Source organism: Arenibacter sp. P308M17, assembly GCF_003426735.1.
Taxonomy (GTDB): Bacteria; Bacteroidota; Bacteroidia; order Flavobacteriales; family Flavobacteriaceae; genus Arenibacter.
Map to the genome: position 1 here is coordinate 777,009 of NZ_QVON01000001.1, position 15,897 is coordinate 792,905.

16 protein-coding genes are annotated in these 15,897 nt (G+C 40.3%); 13 read left to right on the plus strand and 3 right to left on the minus strand.

The features are described 5' to 3' along the window. Window positions 1-263: 263 nt before the first annotated feature. The 13 genes from D0S24_RS03105 to D0S24_RS03170 all read left to right on the plus strand — a co-directional run bounded on the left by D0S24_RS03105 (window position 264) and on the right by D0S24_RS03170 (window position 11,963). Window positions 264-626 carry a BlaI/MecI/CopY family transcriptional regulator gene (locus D0S24_RS03105; protein ID WP_117018375.1) on the plus strand — a complete coding sequence of 121 codons (363 nt, stop codon included), beginning with the start codon at window positions 264-266 and terminating at the stop codon, window positions 624-626. Beyond that, window positions 623-3,130: a M56 family metallopeptidase gene (locus tag D0S24_RS21295; protein ID WP_251795700.1), complete on the plus strand. Its 2,508-nt coding sequence runs from the start codon at window positions 623-625 to the stop codon at window positions 3,128-3,130. Before D0S24_RS03105 ends, D0S24_RS21295 begins: the two co-directional genes overlap by 4 nt. A gap of 151 nt (window positions 3,131-3,281) precedes the next feature. Continuing rightward, window positions 3,282-3,758, plus strand: coding sequence for a hypothetical protein (locus D0S24_RS03120; protein WP_117018376.1), 477 nt, complete (start codon window positions 3,282-3,284; stop codon window positions 3,756-3,758). 147 nt (window positions 3,759-3,905) lie between these two features. Continuing rightward, entirely contained in the window at window positions 3,906-4,463 is a 558-nt protein-coding gene (gene ruvC, locus D0S24_RS03125) for a crossover junction endodeoxyribonuclease RuvC (protein ID WP_117018377.1), read from the plus strand. 21 nt (window positions 4,464-4,484) lie between these two features. Beyond that, a complete protein-coding gene (locus D0S24_RS03130; protein ID WP_117018378.1) occupies window positions 4,485-4,850 on the plus strand; it encodes a four helix bundle protein in 366 nt (121 codons plus the stop codon). A 292-nt stretch (window positions 4,851-5,142) separates the two neighbouring features. Beyond that, window positions 5,143-6,276 carry a radical SAM family heme chaperone HemW gene (hemW, locus tag D0S24_RS03135; protein ID WP_117018379.1) on the plus strand — a complete coding sequence of 378 codons (1,134 nt, stop codon included), beginning with the start codon at window positions 5,143-5,145 and terminating at the stop codon, window positions 6,274-6,276. Between the two features lie 24 nt (window positions 6,277-6,300). Further along, entirely contained in the window at window positions 6,301-7,053 is a 753-nt protein-coding gene (locus D0S24_RS03140) for a cyclase family protein (RefSeq protein WP_117018380.1), read from the plus strand. Window positions 7,054-7,061: 8 nt separating this feature from the next. Next, complete coding sequence (locus tag D0S24_RS03145; RefSeq protein WP_117018381.1) at window positions 7,062-7,421, plus strand: DUF4260 domain-containing protein; 360 nt, start codon at window positions 7,062-7,064, stop codon at window positions 7,419-7,421. Next, on the plus strand, window positions 7,414-8,037 hold the full coding sequence (locus D0S24_RS03150; RefSeq protein ID WP_117018382.1) for a DUF4230 domain-containing protein: 624 nt from the start codon (window positions 7,414-7,416) through the stop codon (window positions 8,035-8,037). Before D0S24_RS03145 ends, D0S24_RS03150 begins: the two co-directional genes overlap by 8 nt. 109 nt (window positions 8,038-8,146) lie before the next feature. Beyond that, window positions 8,147-8,542, plus strand: coding sequence for a Dabb family protein (locus tag D0S24_RS03155; RefSeq protein ID WP_117018383.1), 396 nt, complete (start codon window positions 8,147-8,149; stop codon window positions 8,540-8,542). Window positions 8,543-8,718: 176 nt separating this feature from the next. Beyond that, on the plus strand, window positions 8,719-9,078 hold the full coding sequence (locus D0S24_RS03160) for an MmcQ/YjbR family DNA-binding protein (protein ID WP_117018384.1): 360 nt from the start codon (window positions 8,719-8,721) through the stop codon (window positions 9,076-9,078). Window positions 9,079-9,111: 33 nt separating this feature from the next. Next, window positions 9,112-10,884, plus strand: a complete 1,773-nt coding sequence (locus D0S24_RS03165) for a MutS-related protein (RefSeq protein WP_117018385.1) — start codon at window positions 9,112-9,114, stop codon at window positions 10,882-10,884. Window positions 10,885-10,961: 77 nt separating this feature from the next. Further along, window positions 10,962-11,963, plus strand: a complete 1,002-nt coding sequence (locus D0S24_RS03170; RefSeq protein ID WP_117018588.1) for a metal-dependent hydrolase — start codon at window positions 10,962-10,964, stop codon at window positions 11,961-11,963. 24 nt (window positions 11,964-11,987) lie between these two features. Here D0S24_RS03170 and D0S24_RS03175 read toward each other — a convergent pair whose 3' ends face one another. The 3 genes from D0S24_RS03175 to D0S24_RS03185 form a co-directional block, all read right to left on the minus strand. After that, on the minus strand, window positions 11,988-13,088 hold the full coding sequence (locus tag D0S24_RS03175; RefSeq protein ID WP_117018386.1) for a DUF4407 domain-containing protein: 1,101 nt from the start codon (window positions 13,086-13,088) through the stop codon (window positions 11,988-11,990). A 226-nt stretch (window positions 13,089-13,314) separates the two neighbouring features. Then, entirely contained in the window at window positions 13,315-15,399 is a 2,085-nt protein-coding gene (locus tag D0S24_RS03180; protein ID WP_117018387.1) for a M56 family metallopeptidase, read from the minus strand. Between the two features lie 2 nt (window positions 15,400-15,401). Further along, the gene (locus tag D0S24_RS03185) at window positions 15,402-15,767 is read right to left on the minus strand and encodes a BlaI/MecI/CopY family transcriptional regulator (protein ID WP_117018388.1); all 366 of its coding nucleotides are present in this window, start codon (window positions 15,765-15,767) and stop codon (window positions 15,402-15,404) included. Window positions 15,768-15,897: the final 130 nt, after the last annotated feature.

Sequence of the window (15,897 nt, forward strand, 5' to 3'; positions counted from 1 at the left end):
AACCTCGGATGTCTTAATATCCATTGTCGAGGAAGCAATAAAAGGCTCCTTCCACTAGCTAGGTGAAGGTGGATCCTCAGCCATCAGCTGGGGAGACGGAAGGGGTGGCAGTCCATTACTGGCCAATGACTGGAGTGGTCACTTCGTAAGACTCCTCTTGCTAGACCTCACAATAACCTCAAACAAAATTTATAACTAAATAATTAGTTTAAACTAATTATTTAGTTATATTTGTTATAATGTTAAACTAAAAAGTTAGTTAAATGAAACAATTGACCAAAGCGGAGGAAGAGGTTATGCAGGTATTATGGCAGTTGCAGAAGTGCAACGTGGCCGCAATCATAAACGAACTGCCGGAACCCAAACCGGCCTATAATACGGTCTCTACCATTGTCCGTATTCTGGAGAGCAAGGGTTTTGTGGACCACGAGCAGGAGGGCAGGGGCTATCTTTATTTTCCACTGATCAAGAAGTCGGATTACGGCAACCAGTCCATCAACAAATTGGTAGATGGGTATTTTCAGGGCTCTTTTAAAAGTATGGTCTCCTTCTTTATGAAAAGGAACGATATGAGCCTTTCCGAATTGGAATCCATTTTAAAGGAAATTAAAAAAGAGAAGGAATGACACAGTATATATTAGAATGCATGGCATTCCAGCTAATATTTTTGATCGTCTATGATCTGTTCCTAAAGCGGGAAACTTTTTTTCAGTGGAACAGGGTGTACCTTATCGCGACCTTTGTACTGTCCCTCTTGCTGCCCTGGATTAAGATCGAAGCTTTGAAGACCACCATTTCTCCAAAATATTTTGTATATCCTGAGTATTTATGGGGCATGGATATGTCCGAAGGGGTGGTTGTTGCTCCGGAAAATCTGTCTTCTTTTGATCTTTCTGCCACCGAAATACTATTTTACGGCGGAATGTGCATTGCAGCCTTGCTCTTTGCCTACAAACTTTACCAAATAAACCGACTCAAAACCCAGGGTGAAATCCGTTATTTTAAAGATTTTACCCGAGTAGTGGTACGGAACAGTAAAATGGCCTTTTCTTTTTTCAGGTACATCTTTTTGGGGGACAAGGTATTGGAAAAGGACCATGAAAGCATCATTCAGCACGAGCTGGTGCATATAAGTCAGCGGCATAGTTGGGATTTGATGTTCTTTGAGCTGATGCGGATCATAGGCTGGTTCAACCCCTTGGTCTATGTGTATCAAAATAGGGTTTCCGAACTGCACGAGTTCATCGCCGATGCAAAAGTGGCCAAGACCCATAAGTTGGAACAGTACCAATTGTTGTTATCGCAGGTCTTTCGGACCCAACATATTTCCTTCATCAATCCATTTTTTAAATCATCATTAGTCAAAAAACGAATCGTCATGTTACAAAAATCAAAATCAAAAAGAGTTTGGCAATTTAAGTATTTATTGTTGCTGCCATTGGTAGTGGGGATGTTGGTCTATACTTCCTTGGAAGCGCAAGGGTCAGATTCAAATGATTATGAACAAACATTGAATGATAAAGCTTTGATTCAGAAATTGGAAGCAAAAATCCAAAAAGAGATTGAGGTTAAAGGTTCGGCAGAGGCAGTGTTTAAGGCTTTTATAAAAAGAGGAAGAACTTACAATGATAGTTTGATTCCCAACAAGGTGGATTTTTTTGAAAGAGCATTGATTATGAAAAGATATAATGCCGAAACATATAAAATGATGGATGGCAAGATTGAGGATATTGCAAGTACGATGTCTCCTCCTTCTACAGAATTGTATGAAACATTTAAAGAATGGAAAAGGGCTTTCCGCGTGATTGACAATAAATTATTAGCATCCTTTGAAAATGAAAATTTTAATATAAAATTGGTCGGTCTTCAAGTTGTAAGTTTAAAAGGGTTTAAGATTCAGAATGTTCGAAATGCAAAAAGACTAACAGGTGAGGAGCTTGTAACTTTTAATAGAAATTTGGATGATCTTTCCAAGGATGAAAATGTTTACAAGGGACTTCTAATAACTGATGGCGTGGTTACTGCCCAAGTGACTCATATACCTATTCTTGATTTTAATAAGGAAGCTATTGTTATACAAGACCAAGCTGATATCCCCTTTACTCAAGTAGATAAGGTACCCATTTTTCCTGGTTGCGAAGACGGGGATAATAAAAGGGCTTGTTTTCAACAACAAATGCAGAAACATATAAGTAAGAATTTTAGATACCCCCAAGAAGCTCAGGAAAAAGGGATACAAGGAAGGGTGAATATATTGTTTATTATTCAAAAAGATGGGAGTATAGGGAATGTGCGGATGCGATCGCCCGATAAAATTTTGGAAGCGGAAGCAGCAAGAATTATTTCCCTACTGCCCCAGATGACCCCAGGGGAGCACCATGGAGAAAAGGTGCGGGTGGCTTATTCCGTCCCGATTACATTTAAGTTGGAAGGAAAAGAGGTATATGGTGCAAGGAGGAATGATGACGGCTCTTTGGATGTGCCTTTTGCCATAATAGAGAAAGTTCCTGTTTTTCCTGGTTGTGAGGATGCTGATAATATGAGGGATTGTTTTAATGCCATGTTGCAAAAACATATTTCCAAGAATTTTAGGTATCCCAAAGAAGCCCAGGAAAAGGACATTCAGGGACGGGTGAATATCTTGTTCTTTATTCAGGAAGACGGAAGCATAGGGAATATTAAGATGCGTGGACCCGATAAGCTCTTGGAGGATGAAGCGGAACGGATTATTTCTTTATTACCGCAAATGGTCCCGGGAGAGCAAGGTGGAGTGAAAGTAAGGGTGCCTTTTTCCATTCCGATCAACTTTCGCCTAAAAGGCCCTGACGAAAATACGGCATTGCAATCGGCAGAATCAAGGTCGGTTTCGAATTTGATGTCTGTCATGGCGTATATTAAAAAGGTTGGGGCTAAGGAATTTCTGCGCTGTATGGTAAGCGATGAAACCAAAGGTCTGCCAGGGGTAAATGTATCCATTCAAGGAAAAAATGAGACTATGGTTACAGACTTTGATGGGATAATTGAGATTGAAGTCCAAAAAGGAGATGTTTTAATTTTTCAATACAAAGGACTGCCTACTACAATGCTTACCGTTACGGATCAACAGAAATACCAAATTACCAATAAGTAAATACTACTTGTTGTTTATATTTGGGGAACCCCGCCGCCGCCGATACTTCGGGAAATTGTAGCAGCTCGGATTGGATTTTCAGGAGGAAATTGACGGCGTCACCCCATAAATTGATCAAAAAATTGTAATTTCCGCCCAGAATCTGGCATACATGAGGAAAGTTGCGGTTTTGGCCTGTTTTTGTCTTTTTACCTCTTGCGACTGGTTTGCTTCCAAAGAAGAAAAAACCCAAGAATTGGTAAACGAGGAAATGCGCAATATAAATTTTAATGAGGTGGATAAGTACCCCTTGTTTGACAACTGTGATGAAATGTTGGACAAGGAGGGACAGTTGGAGTGCTTTCAAAATACCCTTTTATCACAATACACGGAGACATTGGAGGATTTTGAATTTAAATTCGTTTCCGAAGTAAATACCACCATTTATGTGGATTTTTTGGTAGACCACGAAGGGCAGATCTCCGTTTTGGAAGTGGAACGGAACGAGGATATCGAAAATCAGATTCCCGAGTTCCGTACCATCTTGGCCCAAAGTTTAAAAGGATTACCGCCATTATCGCCCGCCCTAAAAAGAGGGGTGCCGGTAAGCTCAAAATTTAGGATTCCCATTATTGTAAACTCCAACTGAAATATAAATCTAGTGTTATGTTAAGTATGTTTTGTTATTGAATTTAGGTCTCGACTCCGCTCGACCGGACAATCTGTCGTCTCTTCGAGCGGAGTCGAGAAGTCATTTCACGGTTAACTTAACACTAGCATCTAAATAAGTCCTTATTTGGAAAATGAAAAAATAATATTGGGTATCGATCCAGGAACCACCATTATGGGCTTCGGCCTTATAAAGGTGGTCAATAAAAAAATGGAGTTTATTCAAATGAACGAGCTCTTGCTTCAAAAATATGCGGACCCCTATACCAAGCTGAAACTTATTTTTGAACGCACCATAGAATTGATAGATACTTACCATCCGGACGAAATTGCCATTGAGGCTCCCTTTTTTGGAAAGAATGTACAATCCATGCTCAAGTTGGGCAGGGCCCAGGGCGTGGCCATGGCCGCCGGCCTATCGCGTCAAATCCCCATCACGGAATACCTTCCAAAAAAGATTAAGATGGCCATTACCGGAAACGGTAACGCCAGTAAGGAACAGGTGGCCAAAATGCTTCAAAGTGTGCTGGGGTTGAAGTCGCTCCCCAAAAACCTGGACAGTACCGACGGTCTGGCCGCTGCCGTATGTCATTTCTATAACGAAGGCCGTTTGGAAATAGGTAAAAGTTATAGTGGTTGGGATGCTTTTGTGAAGCAGAACGGTGACAAAATCAATAAACAATAAACAATTACCAATAATTTATTTATGGGTACTGATAGTAATCCTTTAGCAGAGAAGTCCTATGCTTTTGCATTAAAAGTAGTAAAGTTATATAAGGAAATCATCAGAAAGGAAAAGGAGTTTGTAATATCCAAGCAATTGTTAAGGGCAGGAACATCAATTGGGGCAAATGTTTCCGAAGCAAATGGTGCAATTTCAAAGGCGGATTTTTCCGCTAAAATTTCTGTTGCATATAAAGAGAGCCTAGAAACTAAATATTGGTTGCACCTTTTAAAAGATTCAGATTATATTTCGTCTACTGAGGCAAATAAATTAATAGATGAAGCAGATGAATTATCTAAAATTATGTTTGCCATTCTAAAAGCCACAAGGATAAGCAAAGTGAAATGAATTTTAATTCCCATTGTTAATTGTTCACTGAAAGAAGTTTGCATTGTTTATTGCTAATTGTTAATTGTTCACTGAAAGAAGTTTGCATTGTTTATTGCTAATTGTTAATTGTTCACTGAAAGAAGTTTGCATTGTTTATTGCTAATTGTTCACTGAAAGAAGTTTGCATTGTTTATTGCTAATTGTTAATTGTTCACTGAAAAAAGTTTGCATTGTTTATTGCTAATTGTTAATTGTTCACTGAAAAAAGTTTGCATTGTTTATTGCTAATTGTTAATTGTTCACTGAAAAAATGAGCGGTATCTATATCCATATCCCCTTCTGCAAGCAGGCGTGCCATTATTGCGATTTTCATTTTTCTACCAATATGGGGAAGAAGGAGGCTATGGTATCGACATTGATAAAGGAATTGGAGCTTAGGAAAGAGGAGTTCAAGGCGGAGGTGGTACAGACCATTTACTTTGGTGGTGGAACGCCTTCTGTGTTGGATACGGCCGAAATAGATCGGATTATCGCCTCAATACGAGCAAATTTTGAGGTGGTCGCCGATCCCGAGATTACTTTGGAGGCCAATCCCGATGATCTGTCCAAGGAAAAGATAGAGGCACTGGCCAAATCGCCGATCAATAGGTTGAGTATTGGCATCCAATCTTTTTTTGAGGAAGATTTAAGGATGATGAACAGGGCACATAATGCAGAGGAAGCTGCATTATGTATTGTATGGGCCAAGCATTATTTTGATAATATTTCCATCGATCTTATTTATGGCATTCCCGGAATGTCCAATGACCGGTGGATGGCCAATGTGGACAAGGCCTTGGCCTTAGGGGTTCCCCACATTTCCAGTTATGCCCTTACCGTGGAACCCAAAACAGCTTTAAAATCGTTTATAGATAAAGGACTCGTTCCCCCTGTAAATGATGAATGGGCGGAAGCCCATTTCCATCTTCTAGTGCAAAAATTGGAAGCTGCGGGGTTTGTTAACTACGAAATATCCAATTTTGGAAGACCAGGGTATTTTTCAAGGAACAATACGGCCTATTGGCAGGGAAAAAAATACTTGGGCATCGGACCCTCGGCACATTCCTACAACGGTATAAGAAGGGGTTGGAACATTAATAATAATGCCAAATATATGAAGTCCATTGCACAGAACCAGTTGCCCATGGAAGTGGAGGTGTTGTCCAGGACCGATCGCTATAACGAATATATTATGACCGGCTTGCGAACCATATGGGGAGTTTCCCTGAATAGGGTTAAAGAGGAATTTGGAGTGGAATTCCATTCGTATTTGTTGGAGCAGTCCAGTAAAAAAATCAAGGATGGCTTACTCTATGTGGAAAAAGATCATTTGTTCGTCTCTCCAAAGGGCAAATTTTTAAGCGATGGGATTGCTGCCGATTTATTTTTGGTTAACTTGTCCTGAGCATGATCAACAAGTTCAGCATTAATGAAAGCAAACATAAAACATAACAGCAAAAACTACACTATAGACCTATCCCGGCCCTTGGATATTTCCATTCCCATCACAGGAAAGGATACCAATGTAAATGCATGGTATGTAGGTCCCCCCAAAATTGGGCCGCATACCGAAGGGGATTTTATTGGGAAGGTTACGGAAGGGGCTTCCACCAATTTTAACGATATTAGTTTTAACCCACATGCCCATGGTACCCATACCGAATGTATTGGCCATATTACCGAAACGTTTTATTCCGTAAACAAAAGCCTTACCAAATTTTTCTTTTTGGCAGAAGTCATCACTATAGCACCGGAAAAAATTAAGGGCGATTTTGTAATCTCCAAAAAGCAATTGCAGTATGCCTTGGGCAATAAAAACAGGGAAGCCTTGGTCATTAGGACCATCCCAAACATTAAGGATAAAATGAGTAGGCAATACGCCCATACCAATCCCCCATATTTATTGGAATCGGCAGCACAGTTTTTGGTAGACCGTGGAGTGGAGCATTTGCTGGTCGATCTTCCTTCCGTGGACAAGGAAAAGGACGGGGGCGCTTTATTGGCCCATAAGACTTTTTGGAATTTCGATGGAGAACGAAGATTTCAGGCTACTATAACCGAGTTTATTTATGTGGCCAATTCCATTAAGGACGGGAAGTACCTTTTAAATCTTCAGATGGCTTCCATAGAAAATGATGCCAGTCCCAGTAGGCCTGTCCTATATTCAATAGAGGAATTATAAACAGTGCTATGCGGTTACTTTTAAAAGTGGAGGAATTGTTAATGTTCGGTCTGGGATTATATCTCTTTGGCCTGTTGGATTATAGCTGGTGGTGGTTTGCCGGACTTATCCTATTGCCGGATATTGGAATGCTGGGCTATTTAACGGGAAATAGGGCGGGCGCCATAGGGTATAATTTGTTCCATCATAAGGGCTTGGCCATCGCTATTTATTTTCTCGGGATATATCTTTCCTTACCTTTGTGCCAATTGATAGGGATTATACTTTTTTCCCATGCTTCCATGGATAGGATATTTGGCTATGGATTAAAATATAACAAAGGATTTAAATATACCCATTTGGGTGGAATAGGTAACAGGGATGAGTGATATATTGGAGCTTTTTTTGGGCCTTATTCTGGGGGCCATTGCTATGTACTGGGTCTTTTCCTTTTTTAGAAAGAAGAGGAGCAAGGAACTCACGGAACATCAGTCCACCATACTGTTGGACAAAATAAAGAGCGTTTGTAAGCTGATAACGGTGGAAGGCGATTTCGCCGAAATATACAGGTATGAAAATACCAAGGAACGCTTTCTGAGTCTGGTAAGCAGTAAGAAGAAAGCGCTGATCATTATAAACGCCAAGGCGCATATCGGTTTCGATTTAAAGAAACTACAAATGCATGCCGATAACGATAAGAAGAAAATTATCCTTACCAATTTTCCACAGCCCGAAATTTTATCCATTTCGCCTGAACTGCAGTTTTACGATATACAGAACGGACTTTTCAATTCCTTTACGCCAACGGACCTTACCTCCCTCAATTTGGAGGCCAAACAGCACATAAGGGATAAAATTCCACAAAGTGGTTTAATGGATACGGCAAATAAAGAGGCTCTTGAAGCCGTACTTTTAATTGAAAAGATTGTGGAGACCATAGGATGGAAACTGGATTATTCCACTTTGGAAATGAACAATAGAAAGAATCAATTTTTGGATAATTAATTTCCCCTTGTCCAAAGGCTGCAATTTGGAAAATTGTTTTTTATTTTAGCGGATGAAGCACCAATTTTAAATCTGCGGACTTTGGATTTTTTTAAATCAGACCTATAGAATGAAAACTATAATTTACACTGTACTATTTTTAACAATGACCGTAAACAGCTATGGTCAAAACAATGAAAACATGAAAAACTTTGATCCCAATTTTGTGCACACCGTTTATTTTTGGTTGAAGAACCCTGATAATGTAGAGGATAGGAAGGCTTTTGAGAGATCCATCCTTAAATTTATGCGAGATTCCAAATACGCCAAGACCAACTTTGTGGGCGTGCCGCCAAAGGCCACCAGAGATGTTGTGGACGGGTCCTTTACCTATTCTTTGGTGGTATCCTTTGAATCTGCCGAGGCTCAGGTAAAATACCAGACCGAAGAGGCCCATAACTTATTTATTGCGGAATCCAGCAATTTATGGACCAAGGTCATTGTGTATGATTCCCTAGGGATTTAGTTTGGGTCAAAATTAAATTTAAGCCTACAGTTATATAACGATTAGCCAATACAGCCAATTAGATAGGCAGTGCAAACACATCTTTAATTGTTCTTAGACGGTCTTTTAGTAAATGAAGGGCAATACGGGAAGGTTTAAAGGAACTGGTCCGTTTGTGATTCAATATAAAGTATATTATGAATATAGAGGAGTTTCGGGAGCATTGCATCATTAAAAAGGGGGTTACGGAAGAATTTCCCTTTGATGCCGCTACCTTGGTATTCAAGGTAATGGGGAAAATGTTTGCCCTGGTCCCATTGGAACGGATTCCGTCCCAGGCCAATTTAAAGTGCGATCCGGAAAGGGCCATTGAATTGCGGGAGACCTACGATGGGAGAATAACTGCAGGGTACCATATGAGCAAAGTACATTGGAATACCCTTTGTTTGGAGACTTTGTCGCCCACTTTGGTCCGGGACTTAATAGATCATTCCTATGAATTGGTAGTTGCCGGGCTAACAAAAAAAGTACAGGCCCAACTTAAGACTTTGGATTAACTACATTTGTGTAATTTACAATTACACTTCTTAATGGATAGCTTAAAAACATTTTATAAACAAAGGGTTGAACTCCATACCGGGGTGCTGGGGAAGGTAAAAGGACTGTTGGCCCTATCCAGTAGTATCAGATTGATCGTTTTTGTTATCGCCGCCGGCTTTACCTACTTTTTTATTGGGGATACCAAATTGGTCCTAGGAACACTTATAGTTGCCATAGGCCTCTTTTTATATCTGGTTTCCAAACATACGGACTTACAATACAAGAGGGACAAGCTTTTGGCCCTTATAAAAATCAATGAAACGGAAATTCAGGTGTTGGAGCGCAATTTTTACCACCTTCCAGATGGTTCTAAATACAAGGATCCCACCCATTTTTTTGCCCAGGACATTGACCTGTTCGGGAAGGGATCATTTTATCAGTACAGCAATCGTACCGCCTTAAATCAAGGTAGTGATATGTTGGTGGAGATGCTATTGGCCAATGACCTTGACAATATTTCTGGCAAGCAGAAGGCGGTGGCAGAGTTGTCCAAATTACCCGATTGGAGACAGGAATTTTCGGCAATATCGGTCCTGGTAAAAACCGATACCACCACCAAAACTATTGTTTCATGGCTTGCCGGGTACAAAGCGTACGTTCCCAAGCCCATGCGTTATGTATCCTATACTTTTTCTTTGGTTTCCCTGATTTTGTTAGGGGGATATTTGTTGGGGGTGTTGCCCGGCTTCCCCATTTTTATTATACTTTTGGCCGGGTTGCTTTTGAGTGGTATTTACCTGAAAAACACTTCCAAACTGGCTTCGGATGCCAACAGGGTGCAAAGCACCTTTCAGCAATATCAAAAATTGATTCTTAAAATAGAGGAACAGGGATTTAGCTCCGATCTTTTAAGGGAAAAGAGGAATGCTGTGGTCTCCCAGAAAGAGCTGGCCTCAAAAGTTTTAAAGGAATTCTCCGAAATTCTCGGTGCCTTGGACCAAAGGAACAATATGTTTTTTGCCTTGTTGGGAAACGGATTTTTTCTTTGGGATTTGTTGCAGGCGTATAGGATAGAACGGTGGATTGGTGAACACGGACCAAAGGTGGAGCAGTGGTTTAATGCCATCGCCTTTTTTGATGCCTTTAATAGTTTGGGGAATTTTGCCCACAACCACCCGGGCTATAGCTACCCCCAGTTGGTAGATAATGGGGCAATACTAAAATCGGTCAATGCATCCCATCCTTTGCTGCATCCCCAAAAATCGGTTCCCAATGACATAACGATCCTCAAGGAGCAGTTTTTTATTGTAACCGGGGCCAATATGGCCGGTAAAAGTACTTTTTTAAGAACGGTATCCCTGCAAATTGTTATGGCCAATTTGGGCCTGCCCCTATGTGCCACCGCAGCCGAATATTCTCCGATCAAATTAATAACCAGCATGCGCACAACCGATTCCCTTACGGACGACGAGTCTTATTTTTTCTCGGAACTGAAAAGGTTGAAGTTTATAGTGGATGAAATACAAAAGGACAAGTATTTTATTGTATTGGATGAAATCCTGAAAGGTACCAACAGTTTGGACAAGGCCATAGGCTCTCGCAAGTTTGTTGAAAGATTGGTGGCTTCCAAATCTACCGGGATCATTGCTACCCATGACTTAAGCTTATGTGAAGTTTCGGAAGAACTGCCCCAGGTGAGGAACTATTATTTTGATGCCGAAATCATTGATAATGAACTTAATTTCGATTATACCTTTAAAACCGGTGTCTGTAAAAATATGAATGCGTCCTTTTTGTTAAAAAAGATGGAAATAGTGGAGTAGAGTCTGGGTAGGGAATTGTTAATTTTAGTACCCTCCGGAGAAATTAAGGCTTGGCCCTTTTTGAATATATAATAAGGATGGATTCGCTAACACAAATAGTATTGGGTGCCGCGGTGGGAGAGGCGGTACTGGGAAAGAAAGTGGGCAATAAAGCTATGCTGTACGGAGCAATTGCCGGCACCATTCCGGATTTGGATGTTTTGGCCAATCATGTTACCGATACCGTTACGGCCATAGAATGGCATAGGGGGATTACCCACTCTATCTTCTTTTCCATAATTTTTGCCCCTATCTTCGGGTGGCTTATTTATAAATTGGAACGGAAGGGTCCTGCCACCTGGAAAGATTGGTCTTGCTTATTTTTTTGGGGACTTTTTACCCATCCCATTTTGGATGCCTTTACTACATGGGGGACCCAACTTTTTTGGCCTTTTGATCTTAGGGTGGCCTTTCAGAACATATTTGTTATTGATCCCCTATATACCCTGCCATTTTTGCTTTTCCTTATTCTGGCAATGCGCCAAAAACAGGATTTAGCGTTGCGGTGGCGCTATAATATGTGGGGATTGGCCATCAGTAGTTTATATTTGGCACTTAGTTTGCTGCTCAAAGGAGTGGCCTATAGACAGATCACCAATAGTTTGGACGCACAGGGAATAGCTTATCTGGAAATAGATACCAGGCCATCTCCATTTAATACCATTCTTTGGTCTGCCAATATAGATGCAGGGGATGCCTACCTCATTGGGAACTACTCTTTTTTCGATGATAGGCCCGTTCATTTTAGTCGCTATCCAAAAAACCATGGACTTTTGGGCGGCCTGGGCGAAAATAATAAGATGCAACGGCTGATAAAAATTACTGAAGGATGGTATACCATAAATGAGGTAAACGGACAGTTATTTTTTAATGATTTGCGATTCGGGTTGATGAGTTTGGATCCGGATGAATCCCAATTTGCTTTTAGTTATAAGTTGGTCCCGAAGGCAGATGGTTTGTTGGTGGAAGAAACCCCTAAACTAAAACGGGATGCTAAAAAACTACTTTTGGCGCTTTGGGTTAGAATGTGGGGGAATTAATTGATCATTGTTAATTGTTTTTAACTATAAACTTTTCACCTGGGCCTCGTGAAAGGCATTGGCCTGTAGCCTTAACAATTCCTCGGCCTTCTGTTTTTTGTATTTGTAAATTTCCTCTTCTTCAGCAATTTCACTGTAGATCTTATTGTTGAGTTGGGTGTCTGTTTCCAGTGCTTTTTCACGTTGACCTACTTTTTGGACCACCCAGGTCCTAACGGCGCTTTCCTCATCCTCCAGTTTATAATCGTAAGCACCTTTTGGGGATAACAATTTTGCGATTATGGGCGATGTTTCTATGGCGAGGAACAGGAGAAAAATAAAGAAAGAAGGAAGCCAGGGCAATTTTTCCAGGGCATTTATTCTAGCCATGAGTCCGTCGAAACCATCTATAATGGGCTGTGTTGTGGTGATTTGATCGGCATATTCCATATCCAAGGCCGTAATCTGGGCTTCCAAGGCCACAATTTTTTCTGCGTTCGTTTGCTTTAGTTGCTGTAGCTCCGCCAGCGCGGCGTCGTGTTTGTCCCTTTTTTCCTTGTAAACCGGGCCTTTGCCCAATAATTTGGTGCCTGCCGTACCTTCCGCTTCGGAAATGTAGGTGTCGTAAAGTGAATTGGTTTCGGTTTCTTTGGCTATGATTTCATTTTTAAGACCCAAAATTTCGGTCTTCAGTTGTTCTGTTTTTGGGGTGTATTGGGTAGCGATCTGCTCTTTGTTGGCAAGCGTCATTGTATTTTTTTCCTCCAAAAGCACTTGATTGATCTCTTTTTCAAAAATTTTCATTTCCAAAGGTTTGGAGATGACAATGGCGATGATGACCGCTAAAATTATCCGTGGGGTTGCCTGTAAAACCTCACTTTTAAAGCTATTGGTCTTCTTTATGGTAGAGACAATAAATCGGTCCAGATTAAATATGAGCAGGCCCCATATAAGGCCAAAGAAAATAGCCGTGTAGATATTGTCGAAGACAGTGAAAAGGGCGTAGGCACTAGCTATAAAAGCCATGACAGCGGTAAAGAACACCGTTGCGCCGATTCCGGCATATTTGTTTTGTTCCCCTTTGGAACAGGTTTTTAGAATATCTGCATCCGCCCCTGAGCAGAGTATAAAAAATTGCTGTAACATAGTGTTCTGATTTTGATTGATGTTCATATACAATAGTACCAAAAAACAGGCTCTTTGATAAGCTTTTAAAAGGCTGTCTTTGGAAACATTGGATAGTAGTTAGAACGTAGGGAGGTGCAAATTGTTACATTATAAATCATAAAAAAATGAAGTATTATCACTTTTTGCAGGATCGCCGGAAGGGGTATGTTGTATCTTTGGTCAATTTTTATTGGAATGTGAACGATCAACAACCTCCCAGTCTTACTATTGGGTAATCGCTTACATCAATACTGGGATCTTTACTCTTCTTAACCAATTCAATTACTTCATCAGTTTTGTATTGATGCGGGCCCATATAAAATATGGCTCCTTTTTCGGCCAATTCCTTTATATATTTTACGGGGTCTTCATTTGGCTGTGGAGGCGGTTGAGGTACAGTGTACAAATTTCCATATGGTGCAGCAAGCTCTTTTGGTATCTTTGGCTTTTCGTTGGATTCCTTATGCCCGTTTATCGTTTTATTTAAACTGGTCTTTGGGGAAGATGGGGGGTAAGGTTGATGTACTAATTTCTTTTCCTCTACGGTCATATTAGCATATGACTTTTTCAAATGTGAAAAAAGTGTTATAAGTGTGTTTTTTTCATTTTTGGTTTTGTTTTCTTTTTGCTTTAACCCTTCATAGACCCCATACATTTTATTGTAATCTTTTATCAATATTAACCTATGCCGTACCACCTTTTTTTGTGGATCTCTTTGATTTTTGGTTTCTCCATTTGAAGTTTGTGAGGGTGGCAATGGGGCGGTTGGAGTTTTGGGCGCTTCAAGTTTTTTTGCAGGAACCGGAGCGGGTGGAGGTGGAGGCAGGCATTCTGGAAAGGGCTGTGCCTGCTGTTTTTGCTTATTGTTCATGCGACTGTAAATAGTTTCCAAGGTCTTTAAGTCTTTTAGCGGAATAACCCTTGTTTCTTGAGGTTGGGCATTATATTTTTTGGCTAGGGCATTGAATTTATTTATTTCCCTTTGGCTGGCCCCCACTGTGTTTTGAGATTTTTTAGGCCCTTTGATGTCAATGGTGGCTACCCCATAGTCCAATAATATGGCATCTACTTTTTTTATGATGTTCTTCGGCGTTTTTTTCTCTACCCTAATTATGGCCCTAATCCTTTGCTCTCTTTGTTCTTTGGTAAGCCCTTGGTTGTATTTGAGGAGGTGGGATTTTAAGTCCTCCAATTTAACCAAATCAACATTGACCAATAACTGTCCATATTTATTTATGGATACGGAAATTTCTTGTGTTGGAATGTTTTGATTGCTTGATTCATTAATATTTTCCTGTTCCATAATTCCTTGTTGGTAGTCCGGCTTAGGGGTCAGGGTCTCCAATTCTTGAATTTCAAGAATTTCTTTGGTGCTAAAACTGTACAGTAACAGTGTTATTAAAGGAATTAACAATAAACTTTTAAGCCAAATGGCCTTTTTTGATGTTTGTGATTTCATAATAACGATTCGTTTTTTGACCTGCCCGAATATACTTGGTCCAAAAACAAAGGTTTTACCAAATAGCTTCAAGCGGGTCGGAGAATAATGAATGGCATTCGCCAATGGCGGTGCTACGGCATTCCGATAGCTATCGGAAGAGGAGAATGCCAATACCATATTTTGATAGTCGGGAACACTTGCTCCTTTTTTTAGAACGGCCTGGTCCGCTAAAAATTCATGGTTCAGTTTTACCAAATGCTTGGCCCAGTAGACCAAGGGGTGGAACCAAAGGACAATTTGGAGCAGTTCCAACAATAAGATGTCCAGGCTATGTTTTTGTTGGGCATGGGTTTCCTCGTGCCAAAACACTTCTTGGGGAATTTTTTGGGTTTCATAATCTTTTCGGTTGAAAAAGATATAGCTAAAAAAGGTGTGTGGTACAATGAGTTCTTGAAGCAATACGTGGTGGATACGTCCCGATATTAATTTGGGATTGTTCTTGATATTTTTGAGCAAGGACCTGAGGTTTCCCAAAAACTTGAGTACGAAAATGAATACGCCTAAAATGTAAATACCCCATAAAATAATGGGTAAAATTTGGGCAATGTCGGTTTTGTTTTCTATTAAATTACCTCTGGTCTGCTCAATATAGGTTGGAATCTGGGCAGGTTCCAATGTAACTGTAACATAATGGGTAAAGGTGATTAAGGGGATACTTAGGGAAATGATAAAGGCGGATAGCAGATAATATCTTTTAAAATGATGAAAATGGACCTTCTCCAGCACCAATTTGTAAAACAGTAGGAGTATGGCCAGACACGCACTGAATTTTAAAAGATAGATCCACATGGCTACTTGTTTTTAATTTCGGTATCTATTAAGTTTCTTAATTCTTCCAATTCTTGCTTGCTCAAATCGGTTTCTTTGGCAAAAAAGGAGGCGAATTGGGAAGCACTGTCATTGAAAAAAGTTTTAATGAGTCCGTCCAAGTGCTTGGAGAAATAGTCTTTTTTCTTTACTAGGGGATAGTATTCCCTAGCGTTGCCCAATAGTGTATACCCAACAAAGCCTTTGTCCGTCATCCGTTTTAGCAAAGTGGCCACAGTAGTGGTGGCAGGTTTGGGCTCGGGATAAACTTCCAATAGATCTTTCATAAAAGCTTTGTTCAGCTTCCAGAGATGGTTCATTAATTCTTCTTCCGTTTTTGATAGTTTCATTGGTGAAATGAATATGTGCTCTACAAACATAGAGCAAATAATTTAATTCTACAAATGTAGAGGTATCTTTTTGTGGATAAGTTTGGTTGTTCAAGCCATGCAGGGCTACCTTGTGAAGGATTGGACATGA

What these genes read in the sequence shown, in the direction of transcription:
- D0S24_RS03105 (WP_117018375.1), top strand. Translation starts at nt 264, where the DNA reads ATGAAACAATTGACCAAAGCGGAGGAAGAGGTTATGCAGGTATTATGG.
- D0S24_RS21295 (WP_251795700.1), top strand. Translation starts at nt 623, where the DNA reads ATGACACAGTATATATTAGAATGCATGGCATTCCAGCTAATATTTTTG.
- D0S24_RS03120 (WP_117018376.1), top strand. Translation starts at nt 3,282, where the DNA reads ATGAGGAAAGTTGCGGTTTTGGCCTGTTTTTGTCTTTTTACCTCTTGC.
- D0S24_RS03130 (WP_117018378.1), top strand. Translation starts at nt 4,485, where the DNA reads ATGGGTACTGATAGTAATCCTTTAGCAGAGAAGTCCTATGCTTTTGCA.
- hemW (WP_117018379.1), top strand. Translation starts at nt 5,143, where the DNA reads ATGAGCGGTATCTATATCCATATCCCCTTCTGCAAGCAGGCGTGCCAT.
- D0S24_RS03140 (WP_117018380.1), top strand. Translation starts at nt 6,301, where the DNA reads ATGAAAGCAAACATAAAACATAACAGCAAAAACTACACTATAGACCTA.
- D0S24_RS03145 (WP_117018381.1), top strand. Translation starts at nt 7,062, where the DNA reads ATGCGGTTACTTTTAAAAGTGGAGGAATTGTTAATGTTCGGTCTGGGA.
- D0S24_RS03150 (WP_117018382.1), top strand. Translation starts at nt 7,414, where the DNA reads ATGAGTGATATATTGGAGCTTTTTTTGGGCCTTATTCTGGGGGCCATT.
- D0S24_RS03155 (WP_117018383.1), top strand. Translation starts at nt 8,147, where the DNA reads ATGAAAACTATAATTTACACTGTACTATTTTTAACAATGACCGTAAAC.
- D0S24_RS03160 (WP_117018384.1), top strand. Translation starts at nt 8,719, where the DNA reads ATGAATATAGAGGAGTTTCGGGAGCATTGCATCATTAAAAAGGGGGTT.
- D0S24_RS03165 (WP_117018385.1), top strand. Translation starts at nt 9,112, where the DNA reads ATGGATAGCTTAAAAACATTTTATAAACAAAGGGTTGAACTCCATACC.
- D0S24_RS03170 (WP_117018588.1), top strand. Translation starts at nt 10,962, where the DNA reads ATGGATTCGCTAACACAAATAGTATTGGGTGCCGCGGTGGGAGAGGCG.
- D0S24_RS03175 (WP_117018386.1), bottom strand. Translation starts at nt 13,088, where the DNA reads ATGTTACAGCAATTTTTTATACTCTGCTCAGGGGCGGATGCAGATATT.
- D0S24_RS03180 (WP_117018387.1), bottom strand. Translation starts at nt 15,399, where the DNA reads ATGTGGATCTATCTTTTAAAATTCAGTGCGTGTCTGGCCATACTCCTA.
- D0S24_RS03185 (WP_117018388.1), bottom strand. Translation starts at nt 15,767, where the DNA reads ATGAAACTATCAAAAACGGAAGAAGAATTAATGAACCATCTCTGGAAG.